Annotated in this window: 10 protein-coding genes and 1 pseudogene; 6 read left to right on the top strand and 5 right to left on the bottom strand. The window is 41.3% G+C overall.

The window, feature by feature from the left end; genetic code table 11:
• Nucleotides 1-164: 164 nt before the first annotated feature.
• Together ACFE93_RS23070 and ACFE93_RS23065 are read right to left on the bottom strand one after the other, a co-directional pair.
• Nucleotides 165-569: a thiol-disulfide oxidoreductase DCC family protein gene (locus ACFE93_RS23070; RefSeq protein WP_104908862.1), complete on the bottom strand. Its 405-nt coding sequence runs from the start codon at nt 567-569 to the stop codon at nt 165-167.
• 113 nt (nt 570-682) lie between these two features.
• The gene (locus tag ACFE93_RS23065; RefSeq protein WP_375476598.1) at nt 683-1,288 is read right to left on the bottom strand and encodes a Uma2 family endonuclease; all 606 of its coding nucleotides are present in this window, start codon (nt 1,286-1,288) and stop codon (nt 683-685) included.
• 389 nt (nt 1,289-1,677) lie between these two features.
• Here ACFE93_RS23065 and ACFE93_RS23060 point away from each other — a divergent pair, with 389 nt between their 5' ends.
• The 3 genes from ACFE93_RS23060 (at nt 1,678) to dps (ending at nt 4,467) form a co-directional block, all read left to right on the top strand.
• Entirely contained in the window at nt 1,678-2,202 is a 525-nt protein-coding gene (locus ACFE93_RS23060; RefSeq protein WP_375476596.1) for a calcium-binding protein, read from the top strand.
• 528 nt (nt 2,203-2,730) lie between these two features.
• The gene (locus tag ACFE93_RS23055; RefSeq protein WP_375476594.1) at nt 2,731-3,780 is read left to right on the top strand and encodes an aldo/keto reductase; all 1,050 of its coding nucleotides are present in this window, start codon (nt 2,731-2,733) and stop codon (nt 3,778-3,780) included.
• Nucleotides 3,781-3,894: 114 nt separating this feature from the next.
• A complete protein-coding gene (dps, locus tag ACFE93_RS23050; RefSeq protein WP_375476592.1) occupies nt 3,895-4,467 on the top strand; it encodes a DNA starvation/stationary phase protection protein Dps in 573 nt (190 codons plus the stop codon).
• Nucleotides 4,468-4,904: 437 nt separating this feature from the next.
• On the opposite strand, the gene ACFE93_RS23045 is transcribed toward dps, so the two are convergent.
• Together ACFE93_RS23045 and ACFE93_RS23040 are read right to left on the bottom strand one after the other, a co-directional pair.
• The gene (locus ACFE93_RS23045) at nt 4,905-5,807 is read right to left on the bottom strand and encodes a DMT family transporter (protein WP_375476590.1); all 903 of its coding nucleotides are present in this window, start codon (nt 5,805-5,807) and stop codon (nt 4,905-4,907) included.
• Nucleotides 5,808-5,813: 6 nt separating this feature from the next.
• Nucleotides 5,814-6,041 carry a hypothetical protein gene (locus tag ACFE93_RS23040; RefSeq protein WP_375476588.1) on the bottom strand — a complete coding sequence of 76 codons (228 nt, stop codon included), beginning with the start codon at nt 6,039-6,041 and terminating at the stop codon, nt 5,814-5,816.
• Nucleotides 6,042-6,259: 218 nt separating this feature from the next.
• Between ACFE93_RS23040 and ACFE93_RS23035 the strand changes: the two genes are divergently transcribed.
• Entirely contained in the window at nt 6,260-7,765 is a 1,506-nt protein-coding gene (locus ACFE93_RS23035; protein WP_375476586.1) for a PLP-dependent aminotransferase family protein, read from the top strand.
• 5 nt (nt 7,766-7,770) lie between these two features.
• Here the strand turns inward: ACFE93_RS23035 and ACFE93_RS23030 are convergent.
• Nucleotides 7,771-7,914 (bottom strand): annotated as a pseudogene (locus ACFE93_RS23030) (IS1 family transposase); the annotation flags it as partial.
• 412 nt (nt 7,915-8,326) lie between these two features.
• On the opposite strand from ACFE93_RS23030, the gene infC reads away from it, so the two are divergent.
• Both infC and ACFE93_RS23020 read left to right on the top strand, forming a co-directional pair.
• Nucleotides 8,327-8,860 carry a translation initiation factor IF-3 gene (infC, locus tag ACFE93_RS23025; RefSeq protein WP_375476584.1) on the top strand — a complete coding sequence of 178 codons (534 nt, stop codon included), beginning with the start codon at nt 8,327-8,329 and terminating at the stop codon, nt 8,858-8,860.
• Between the two features lie 294 nt (nt 8,861-9,154).
• Nucleotides 9,155-12,160, top strand: coding sequence for an MFS transporter (locus tag ACFE93_RS23020; RefSeq protein WP_375476582.1), 3,006 nt, complete (start codon nt 9,155-9,157; stop codon nt 12,158-12,160).
• Nucleotides 12,161-12,331 lie beyond the last annotated feature (171 nt).

The following is a 12,331-nucleotide window of genomic DNA, read 5'->3' as shown; positions in this document are numbered from 1 at the left end:
ACAGTCAAGGGTTACGAGCTAATAAATGTATTTATGCTCAAGCGAAAAATATTTATTTTGAACGGAAAGTGCGACGATAAATAATCCGTATTTGTCTCAAAGCCAATACATTTCCCTGCCTCCTGCCTCCTGCTTCAGACTGGGAATACCCTCAGCTGTACTACCTACGGCTTGCAGCTACCATCCACACAGTATGACGATTCATAAGTACTAGAACGTTTACCAAATATGGTGTAGCGGTTATCGCGGATTTGTTCGTAAAAGCGATCGCCTGCCCATTTCATCCCAGGTAATGCTCGATAAGCGTCTACAAATATACTTCCTGCTGGCAATAACCGCCCAATTTCTTCTGCTGCATTACTGCCTTGCCAACGTCTTTGAGGTTGATTGCCATCAATTAAAATCATCCCCTGTTCGCAATCTTGGGCTGAAATTCCCCAGCGTAAAAGTGTCTGCTCATCTTGCATAGGAGCGTAGCGAAACAGCTTTCCTTGGTCTAAGGTTTCTAGCGATCGCACTAAGGTAACGCAGAGATTACAATTTCCGTCGTAGATTACGTAGTAATTCATAAAAATAAAGGCTTTTTGGCAATTGAATTGTCGGATGTGTCTAAACACAACTTTGGTATTCTAGCTTAGAAAACTGTAGCGATCGCTCTTGCCTTACCGAACTAGTTCCCAGTTCAAATATACATAATGTCGTCGAGCTTAAGTTGTAAATTTGTCAATACATCAGAAGAAATAGTATCTCCTAAGCGATATTGTTGCTGTTGGTACACACCATTAACTAACTGACAAACGGTGAAGGTGGGTTGTTTGGGATTGCCGATAAACTGCAAACCACCCAAACCACGAAAGTCCACAATCCAATATTCAGGGATATTAAGAAAAGCGTATTCTTCCATAATTCTTGCATAATCGTCTTGCCAATTAGTACTCACAACTTCAGCAACAAGTTTAATTGTATTGCCGTTATAAATAATCGGTTCTTTTTGCCAAAGTGGTTCTTTACTAAGTTCTGCTTTATCTAAAACAATTACATCAGGACGCAGTGCTGTGGCTTCAGCCGCCGGTGGTTTAATCAGACAAGTTTTTGGAATTAGCCAGTTTAAATTAGAATTAAAAATTTCGACATAGATTCTACCAGTAATACTACCTGCAACAGCTTCGTGTGGCCCTGTAGGTTCCATGTCTCTTAGTTGTCCGTCAATTAATTCGTAGCGTGTATTGTCACCATATTGGGCTATAAATTCCTCGAAGGTAAGTAGTTTGGGCGAGGTGTAGGTCATTATGTCTTGTTTTGACTTGACGTAGGCTTATTGTACAGCATTGCTATGCCCCTACAGCATGGTCTGCGATCGCAGGATAATTAAGAAAATCCTAAAACAATCCATTTTTTAATGCACATCATGATGCCTTTGTACAGCAGAAAAGTCCTACAATCATAGTTTCCAAACAAGGACTATAAAATGTTTATATATAAATTACTCTCGCCACTAAAAATAATTAGTATTCTTATTTTTTAACAAAAAAATCTTGTGTATTGATTCCTATTTAATATATAGTCTTTTTTCGTACACACATTGGCACAAGAAAATACTGGATGCTTGCGACATGTAAGTATATCCTTAATTTTCAGACTTTGTATCTTAAAACACCAATTATCTAATAAACAAGTATGGCTAATATCACTGGAACTCCTCTAAACGATGTTCTTAACGCTACTATTGGCAACGATGTAATCAATGGACTGAATGGAGATGACCGCTTGACAGGGAATGCTGGAGTCAATACTCTAAACGGTGGTTCGGGCAATGACACCCTTGATGGTAGAGATGGTAATGATATTCTAATTGGCGGATTGGGTAGAGATATCTTAACTGGTGGAGCAGGAGCTGATATCTTCCGTTACAACAGTGCTTTAGAGGGTGGCGATATTATCAATGACTTAAAGGCATCTCAAGGTGATAAAATCCAAGTTTCTGCATCTGGATTCGGAGGTGGACTCGTAGTAGGGCTATTACAACGTTCTCAATTAACTCTCGGTAGTGCTTTCACCAATCCTAACCAACGCTTTAGAATTGACATTAGTAGCTCGACTGTATTCTTCGACAAAGATGGTAGCAGTTCGCAATTTGGCCCCGTCGAAATTGCTAAAATAAACGGCGTTAACGGCCCTCAAGTTATCGAAGTAATCACCTAGAAGATTTTGAATTTTAGATTGTAGGGTCGGGTGCCATAGCTAGATGGACTATGGCACCATTAGCAGACATCAAAAAACTCAGAAGCCGAGTTTCGTAAATTTAAAAACCTAGTTATAGAAAAATATTCAATTTCAATGTTCTCATATTATTAAACAGAATACATGCGTCAGTCGTCAGAATACCCTTCTTGTATTCTGACCGAAAAGCGGATAGCGCCGACGGCAAGCAAGTCTGCGCTCGTCTGAATAACTGAGTTTAAGACCCCCATAAAACAAGAAAATTTGGTGGTGCAATAATTCAGTGGCGGGTCTGAATCCCCCACTGAAAGATTGCTGAATTCTGAATTCCGAATTCTGACTTCTTCAATTTTTAGCCTTAATCGAGTAGTATTGCAAAGTGACCGTTGCATTCAAATAGCACGACAAGACAAATATTAAAAGACTTGTCCTCAAATATTCCGTCGATTTCCAGTTATCATGCTTTTGGAATGGTATTTGCTTAGTTTTTTCATTAATCAGAAAATATTTATGAAATACAAACTCTTGGGCAAAAGTGGGTTAAGAGTCTCTGAACTCTCTTTGGGAACCATGACCTTTGGTGAAGATTGGGGTTGGGGTGCATCTGTTGACGAAAGTCGGAAAATTTTTGATAGCTATGTAGAAGCAGGGGGAAATTTCATTGACACCGCCAACGGTTATACCGATGGTAGCAGTGAAAAAATTGTCGGCGAGTTGATTGCTAAAGAACGGGAACGCTTTGTAGTTGCAACAAAATATTCCTTTCCTTTGCAGATGAATAACAAGAAAGGCGACCCGAACGCCAGTGGAAACCATCGCAAGAATTTAATTCAATCTTTGGAAGGTAGTCTCAAACGCCTGAATACCGATTACATTGATTTATTCTGGTTGCACGCTTGGGATTTCACAACACCAATTGAAGAAGTCTTGCGATCGCTTGATGATGTAGTCCGTCAAGGTAAAGTACTTTACATCGGCATTTCTGACACACCCGCTTGGATTGTTTCCCAAGCAAATACCATCGCTCATTATCAAGGATGGACGCAGTTTGTCGCTCTCCAAATTGAGTATAGTTTGATTCAGCGAACACCAGAGCGGGACTTGATCCCGATGGCAAAAGCTTTGGATTTAGCAGTAACGCCGTGGTCGCCCTTGGGTGGTGGAGTGCTGACAGGAAAGTATAACAAACCCAGTCAAGAAGGTGGCGAACAAGGGCGAGTAGCGAGTTTAGGGGGAGAAGTTTCTGAAAAGAATTTAGCGATCGCGCAAGTTGTCAGTGAAGTTGCGACAGAAATTGGCCATACACCTTCACAGGTAGCATTAGCTTGGTTACGCGCTCAAAGTGGTGTGATTATTCCGATCGTTGGGGCACGTAAGTTAACGCAGTTTCAAGATAACTTAGCTTCCCTTGATGTCAGCCTCTCGCCAGAACATCTGCAACGATTAGATGAAGTGAGTCAAATTGAACTGGGTTTTCCCCATGACTTTTTGCAGAATAATGATATCCGCGATCGCCTTTTTGGTGGTACATTCAATACCATAGAAAACCATCGGATCTGACTAATAGTCATAAGCAGTAACACATTCAGCCATTAATATAATCTGCCGTCAGAGAGTTTCGCACAGACAACCAAAATCTGTAAAGTTAGATGCAAAAGGCATTAATGTTGAACTATGAGCGACAACACTATTACATCACGTTTGTACCCCACTCGTATTGACATTCCCGCTGAAGCGCGAGTACAGATTGTAGTACTTCTCAACCAAAGCTTGGCAGCTACTTCGGATCTAAAAACCCAAGCAAAGCAAGCGCACTGGAATGTAAAAGGAACTGACTTCTACCAGTTACATCTATTATTTGATGAACTTGCTGGGGAATTGGAAGAGTACATCGATATGTTAGCTGAACGCGTCACAGCTTTAGGTGGATACGCTTTCGGAACAGTCCGCGCCGCAGCTAGTAATTCCATCCTGCCAGAATATCCTTTAGATATTTTGGATGGCAAAGACCATGTGACAGCCTTGGCAGATCGCTATGCATCTTATGCTAAACACCTCCGGCAAGCGATCGATAAAACTGATGAATTAGGCGACCTCGATACTGCTGACCTTTACACCGAAATTTCCCGCACCATTGACAAACGACTCTGGTTCTTAGAAGCTCATCTGCAAGTAGCAGAAATTAAGGCAGAGAATGGCAAAGCGGGTATTACTCAAACTCAAAAGATCCCTGCTGGTGTAAATTAAGCACTTTTGAGAGACACTTGATTTACTAATAGGGTGCATTAAACTTTAGTTTAACGCACCCTATTGTAACGGTATCTTGATGTGAGTTCGACAAAACTCTATACCTAGAACTAAAGTTCAAAACTATCCCTCTTGGAGTCGGATCTAACTTTTCCCGTTAAGTCTCAAAAAGCTGACTCACAAAGGATTCTATATAAAGCACAGTATATACGGTACTTTGGTTGGTACTGTAGCTGCAACAGATAGGATGGCTGCACATTTTCCAACTGGATAATTATTAATGGTAACTTGGATAGCGATCGCTCTGGCGATCGCATCTTAATTGCTAATATATTTGATAGAGCCGTGAGGCTGTTGAGAAAAACTTCTTATTTCAGGGCAATTAGAAAATCTTGTATTCTGACTCCTGACCCCTGAATTCTGTTTTGATAACTTAGTTAAATCTTGCGTTCAATTAATGCCTGTTTTCCTACTGCTATGCTAGCAATTACGATACCAGAGACTATTAGCATCAAAGGCGTAATTTGTTCACCTAGTAATAGCCTAGAAAATATAATTGTCAAAAACGGTTGTAGTAACTGTATCTGACTGACCCTTGCAACACCACCAATACTCATCCCGTGATACCAAGCAAAGAAAGCTAGGAACTGACTGAAAATACTGACATAACTAAAACCCAACCAAGCAGTTGGTGAAGCAACTAATCCGTGCTGAAACACTGTGTATGTTACAGGTATAAGCAAAATCGGAAATGCTATGACTAAAGCCCAACAAATAACTTGCCATCCTCCTAAAATCTGAGCTAAACATCCTCCTTCTGCATAGCCAATAGCAGCTGCGCCCACTGCGCCCAACAAAAGCAAATCTGCTCCCTGAATTTGTCCTGTACTAGAGGTAAAAGCAAATAAAACAACGGTTGTACTACCGAAAATACTAGCGAACCAAAACTTTTGGGAAGGACGCTCTCTACCTTTGAGTGTGGCAGCAATAGCAGTTGCCAGAGGAACAAGCCCTATAATTACTGCACCATGTGTCGCTGGTAGTTGCTGCATTGCCCAAGCTGATAGTAATGGAAACCCCAAAACCACTCCGGCTGTAATAATTAATAAGCTCCCCCAGTGTTTGCTTAGTGGTAAAGGCTGACGAGTTATCCACAAAACAATCATTGCCAGAACACCAGCAACTACTGCACGTCCCAGTCCGACAAAAGTCGGATCTAAGTCAGCAACGGCAGCACGAGTTGCTGGTAAGGTAAGGCTAAATCCCAGCACACCCAAAAAGCCACAACCTAGTCCTAGTGTTTCTGGATTAATGCCGTAAATATTTGAATTTCGGATCATGCTGACTTACTTGGTATAATACTGGGTTTCAATCCATATTCGCATTTCAGCTTCAGAGCCAAAACAAGCAGAACGTCCTGTCATCGGATCGTAGGCGTGCCAAGAACAATCCCCATTGGCAAGGTGATTTTGCCAAACTTGCAACTGAGAACTGCTTGCTATTACTGTAATTAAGCTATACCAAGATTCTTGAAATTTTGATTTTAGTCGCAACCATTTATCAACTATTTTCATAAGGATTGTTTCCTTGGCTCAATCGAGCATCAGATACTTTCTAGATTCGCTTGGAAAAATACCAATGAGAAGGTACAGATTTGTCCAATTTTGACTGGTACAGTCACAGTATTTACAACTGTTCTAGTCAAATTGCACTCAACTGTACCAGTTCAAATACAAAAAAATCCCTTATAGTGCCTATAATCCTTACATCATCCTGAAGGAAGAGTTTCACAGTGAATATTCCTTTAGATCGGCACTCACCAACCCCGATATATCTCCAGATTCGCAATTATCTCAGTCGTCTAATTCAATCTGGCAAAATATCAGATGGACAAAAACTTCCCTCTATTCGGGTGATGTCTACAAATATTCAAGTTAACAAGTTGACTGTCATTGAGGCTTACAGTCTCTTAGAAGCTGATGGTCTCATCCATGCTCGCCAGGGTTCAGGCTATTTTGTCAACCGTACAATTACAGTATTATCTAATCTAACTTTGCGTTCAACCTTTGCCCCGTCTCAAGAGGTAATAATTTCACAAGGTGGAGGATCGTTTTTCGAGCAATATACAGCTTCAATTCAGGCTCGACGACAGCAAAATATTATTGAGTTCAGTTCCGGTTTTCCTTCTAGTTCCATTTCAGATAACCTGCAACGAGTTACAAAACGAGCATTGGCTAATGCAGGAGATATCCTTTTTAGAGAAGACTTCCCTCAAGGACAACTTATGCTGCGGCAACTGATTGCTCAGATGTTAGTTCAACAAGGATTAGAGGTTTCTCCTGAAGAAATAATTATTACCACTGGCTCACAGCAAGCTTTATCTTTAGCTATGCAATATTACTTACAAAAAGATGACTGGGTGATTGTAGAAACACCAACCTATCATGGAGCATTGGGAATCCTCGAAAATTTACAGGCCAAAGTCATAGGAATTCCGATGACGGTGGAGGGAATGAATCTAGAATTGTTGGAGCAGTATCTCAAAAGTCACCGACCAAAATTAATTTACACCATCAGTACTTTACATAATCCAACAGGTATTACAACTTCTCAAACTCATCGGCAAGATTTATTAAAATTGGCACAACAATACGAGTGTTTTATTTTGGAAGATAATGCTTACGAAGGGTTAAACTTTCAACCTGTTCCTCCTCCCATCAAGGTACTCGATCGTTATGATTTGGTCACTTACATTAGTACATTCTCAAAAACCTTAATGCCTGGACTACGAGTTGGTTATATGGTGGTGACAGGTGAGCATCATCAATCTTTGGTAAAGCAGAAATTACTCAATGACTTGCATGTTTCTACAGTATCTCAGGTAATTGTGAGTGAATTTTTAGCATCGGGACATTACCGCCGTCACTTGAATCGTTTACGTATTAATAACCTGCAAAGTCGCAATGTGATGTTGCAAGCTCTGGAAAGCTATTTTCCCGAAGCTATCACCTGGACAATTCCGAAAGGTGGTTTATTTTTGTGGACTCATCTGCCACACTATTTACCTATTCAAGCAATTTGCTCTGAAGCCTTATCTCATAATGTCCTTGTTGCTAGTGGTGCTGCATTTTTTCTAGGACAAGGGTATCCAGCAATGCGCTTGAACTTTTGCCAAACACCAGAGGATATTGAACATGGAATTAAGATTCTTGGTCGGCTAATTAAAAAGTATTTAACTGAGAGTTTTATTATAGGTTTGTCATCTCAACGGATAAGTTTATCGTCTATTCACTTATAGTCAAATCATAAAAACACGGCTATTTCTCTATACTTTAAATAATAAAGTAATAATTGAATTGAATGTTTAAGTATATTCACAGATTTAAAATAGCAGAGTGTTTTTCGGTGTAGTCTTGCTAGGTAATGGCGCAAGGGGGTATTTTCGCCAGACTTGGCAAGTTTGACGAAATGCCAAAATTAACATCAGAACAGTTAAACGCCACGAACCATCGCCGCCTATACTGGACTTTCTTTCACAAAACGCTCAAGGGCTAGTCCTGATTATGTGACTCAATGCGATCGCCTACGGTGGGCGGTTACGCCATCGCAAAAAGCCTTGCTAAATAATTGTAATAATATTTAATATGAGTCTAGGTTGTCTAATTTAGATTAACTATTGCAAAGAAATTCTCTCAGACTGAGTAAAATGACAAATACAACGAGGCAACTATTTTATAGATTAGTTACCCTAGAACTGGAGACTATGTTTTCAGTCCTGAGTTACTTCTGTATTTTGCCTCTGAGGCATACCAATTTAGACCACACCAAATCCCTCATTTAAGAGCTCCTACAAATCATAATGGCTGTGATTGAGAAGAAAAGAACTCGCGATCTGCCCCAAATTAACGAACGAATTCGCTTCCCGAAAATTCGGGTCATTGACACTGACGGTGGCCAACTGGGAATTATGCCCCCACAGGAAGCACTACAACTAGCAGAAGAAAAAGAGCTAGATTTGGTGCTAATCAGCGATAAAGCTGACCCGCCAGTTTGTCGGATTATGGATTACGGGAAATACAAGTTTGAACAGGAAAAAAAGGCGCGGGAAGCCCGGAAAAAGCAGCATACGGCTGATGTCAAAGAAGTTAAGATGCGCTACAAAATAGAAGAACACGACTACAACGTGCGTGTTAAGCAAGCAGAGCGCTTTTTGAAAGATGGCGATAAAGTCAAAGCGACTGTGATGTTCCGGGGTCGAGAAATTCAACACAGCGACCTAGCAGAAGATTTGCTCAAGCGAATGGCAACAGATCTGGAGCCTTTTGGTGAGCTTCAACAAGCGCCTAAAAAAGAAGGACGAAACATGATGATGCTGATCTCGCCTAAAAAATAATTCTCTAACTGTTTAATAGACCAAGTTTGAAAATCCCCTGGCTATAAGTCAGGGGATTTTTTCATCTTTCATTTGGATGCAATATGCACTTTGAGCGCACAGTTAGCTGTGCACTCCTACGAAAGCATTTAAATTTATCTAAAATCGATAGTCCTGAACGCTGAGTGGGAAACATAATACTCAGTTGCTCAGGACTTTTGCTATTTCCAGGGAATGAGGAGGCAGAGGGGCAGAGGGTAAATAACTAATGCCCAATGCCCATTGCGCGGTGATACTACCAGAAAATAAAACTGCATGGAACTGAAAAATCACTGGTTGGCTGTAAATAAAGTTGCTTTACCACGACTACTACAGTGGGTGAATCTCCGACCAGAGGAGAGCGAACGAACCCAGATAATGTTTCTTTTTTACACAATTGTATGTGTAGGATTGCGGTGGGCAGAAGACAGTACGGTGGCGCTGTTTTTGGATGAGTATGGTACTCATCTATTACCGTGGATGTATATTGCTAGTGCGGCAATGAGTGCTGGACTGGTATTTTTATACTCTTGGCTGCAAAAGATTTTTCCTTTACGTCGGGTAATTGTGGCGATCGCACCTTGTATGTTGATGCCATTAGTTTTATTAGTTGTATTACGTTGGGGATCGCAATTTTCCTACCTGGCAGTGATTTCGGCATTTCTACTGCGGCTGTGGGTAGATGCCCTTTATGTGGTCAATGACCTCAACACCTCCATTGTCGCCAACCAAATATTTAATATTCGGGAGATTAAACGGACTTACCCACTGGTGAGTAGTGGGCTTTTAGTAGCAGATGTGATCAGTGGCTTTAGTTTGCCTTGGCTTGTGCAATACACCACACTGAATAAGATCATCTTCATCGCCTGTATGGTGATTTTATTAGGATCGGGGATTCTATTCTATTTAACTCATCACTATCGAGCAGCTTTTCCTGAAACTCCACAAAGACTAGTTCCCGAACAACAAGCTTCACGAGAGCGTTTCATTAAAAGTCCACTGAAGCGGTACGTTTGCCAGTTGTTTGCTTTTGTAGGATTGTTGCAAGTTATTGGGTTGTTAATAGATTTTCAGTATTTACGCGAACTCCAATCCAATTTGAACGACCGAGAACTTGCGAGCTTTTTGGGTCTTTTTGGTGGGATGTTGGGACTGTGTGAGTTGTTGTTGCAGTGGTTTATTTCCAGCCGACTCATCGAACGGATGGGGGTATTTTTCACTGCGACGCTTTTACCAATCACCGTCGGCTTTTCACTCCCAGGAGTGCTGGTATTGCTACATTTGATTCCAGCCATCCAATCGCAAAGTTTTTTCTGGGGTTTGATAATTGTCAAATTCTGCGATGAACTTCTGCGCTACACCTTTGTCATGAGTAGCGGCCCCATCCTGTATCAACCGATTCCAGAGGCAATTCGCAGCCGAATGCAGACTTTATCTGGTGGAACTGCCGAAGCGATCGCTACAGGTTTGACAGGAGCGCTAATTTTTGTGACTATCTTGTTTTGTGGGCGGTTTGTACCCGAACCACTGCAAAAATGGGTGTTGGTAGCAGAAACAATGCTGATAACTGGCAGTTGTTTAACAGTAGTTTGGGAATTGCGATCGCGCTATGTGGAACTGTTAGTCTTGAGTGTGGCACGGGGTCACTTGAGTGCAACCAATGTCGGCTTACGATTTTTCAAACAGGGTGTAGTCAAAGCTTTAGCAGAAAAAGGCTCTGAGGCTGATAAACGCTCTTGTATTGAACTTTTAGCCCAAATTGATTCCCCTGGAGCTGCGGAAGTTTTAGCACCTCTGCTATTGAAGTTAACCCCAGATTTGCAGCGTCAAAGTTTGGAAGTGATGCTGATGGGAGGTGTAAATCCGGTTTATCTAGCCGCCATCCGTCCTTTGTTAGAAGAATCCCAAGAAACTAACCCCGAAGTTTTTGCCTTAGCGTTGCGCTACGTTTGGCTGGCTGAACCAAATCCCAATTTAAGCCTCTTAGAAGGATATTTACACCCTCGGCAAAACTCACTCATCCGCGCTACCGCCGCCGCTTTAGTCTTACGCCAGGGAACGCCTATGCAAAAGGTAGCAGCTACTCAAACCATGCGCCGGATGCTAACTCATAAGCAAGAACGGGAACGGATGAATGGAGTTAGAGCGCTGAGAGAAGCAGTTTATTTGCAGGCATTGCGGATTCACATCCCGAATTTATTACAAGATGAGTCATTACGGGTGCGCTGTGCCGTATTAGAAATGATTGCAGCCACCCATTTAGAAGAGTACTATTCAGCACTGATTGCAGCACTTTATTACAAATCAACCCGCAGCACAGCCATGTCAGCCCTAGTGCGGCTAGAAAATGAAGCTTTAGAAATGCTGTTGCGGTTGGCGACCAATATTTACAAACCAGAAGTAGTGCGGATGTACGCTTGGCGCACCATTGCTCAAGTCGGCACACAGCAAGCATTGGAGATTTTATGGGAAAAGTTGGAAACATCCTGGGGTACTACTAGGGATCATATTCTCCGCAGCTTACTAAAAATACACAAACAACCAGGAATTAAAGGTTTAGTAGATCGATTTTATGAAAGTCGGGTAGAAAATTTAATTAAGCAGGAATTAAAGTTTTTAGGTGAAATTTACGCTGCATACATTGACTTCCAAACACTAGACCAAAAAGAAAATCATCAATCCAATCAGAGGATTGTGATTGTCTCTGAATTACTGCAACGCGCCCTTCTAGAATTGGAATTAGATGTCAAAGAGCGGCTGCTACTGTTGCTAAGACTGCTGTACTCGCCAGAAAAAATGCAGGCAGCATCCTTCAATCTGCGATCGCTCTCAGTGGTAAACTTAGCGCGGGGCTTAGAAATCTTAGAGCATACCGTAACTTTGTCTTCAAAGTCTTTATTACTGAATATTTTAGATAACCGACCACAGGCAGAAAAATTACAATATCTTGTCGAAGCCAAGATCGTAGAATATGAGAACATGATAGTTAGCGATCGCCTCCACAGATTGCTGATGTTAGGTAATTTACTTTCTGACTGGTGTCTAGCTTGCTGTTTTCATTATGCTCAAGTGACACGCATCCGACTAACCAGTTCTGAGATATTAGTGAGTTTGCGTCATCCCACCGGCTTTGTTAGGGAAGCTGCGATCGCATATTTAAATATGGTTTCATATCGCGTTCTCCTGCAAATCCTCCCCCAGTTACAAAAAGATCCACATCCTTTAGTGGCTGCTCAAGTTAAAGAGTTACTCGAAAAATACCAATTTAAAAATTGCAATTAAAAAAACCTCCGCTCGAATAATTTTGTGATTTCCAGTGCTGCTAAAGGATTTCAAATAAAAAAACATTGAATCGCTGTGCAAGCAGGGGAAGTAGAATTAATGCCCAATGCCCAATGCCCATTTGTTAACCTGTAAACTGAAGTAAAAATTCAAATAATATCAGGAAGAGTG

Source organism: uncultured Nostoc sp., from assembly GCF_964247315.1.
Classification (GTDB): Bacteria; Cyanobacteriota; Cyanobacteriia; order Cyanobacteriales; family Nostocaceae; genus Nostoc.
This window is presented reverse-complemented; position numbering and strand designations above follow the sequence as displayed.

Coding starts and splice junctions, on each gene's coding strand:
- ACFE93_RS23070 (WP_104908862.1), bottom strand. CDS start 569: ATGAATTACTACGTAATCTACGACGGAAATTGTAATCTCTGCGTTACC.
- ACFE93_RS23065 (WP_375476598.1), bottom strand. CDS start 1,288: ATGACCTACACCTCGCCCAAACTACTTACCTTCGAGGAATTTATAGCC.
- ACFE93_RS23060 (WP_375476596.1), top strand. CDS start 1,678: ATGGCTAATATCACTGGAACTCCTCTAAACGATGTTCTTAACGCTACT.
- ACFE93_RS23055 (WP_375476594.1), top strand. CDS start 2,731: ATGAAATACAAACTCTTGGGCAAAAGTGGGTTAAGAGTCTCTGAACTC.
- dps (WP_375476592.1), top strand. CDS start 3,895: ATGAGCGACAACACTATTACATCACGTTTGTACCCCACTCGTATTGAC.
- ACFE93_RS23045 (WP_375476590.1), bottom strand. CDS start 5,807: ATGATCCGAAATTCAAATATTTACGGCATTAATCCAGAAACACTAGGA.
- ACFE93_RS23040 (WP_375476588.1), bottom strand. CDS start 6,041: ATGAAAATAGTTGATAAATGGTTGCGACTAAAATCAAAATTTCAAGAA.
- infC (WP_375476584.1), top strand. CDS start 8,327: ATGGCTGTGATTGAGAAGAAAAGAACTCGCGATCTGCCCCAAATTAAC.
- ACFE93_RS23020 (WP_375476582.1), top strand. CDS start 9,155: ATGGAACTGAAAAATCACTGGTTGGCTGTAAATAAAGTTGCTTTACCA.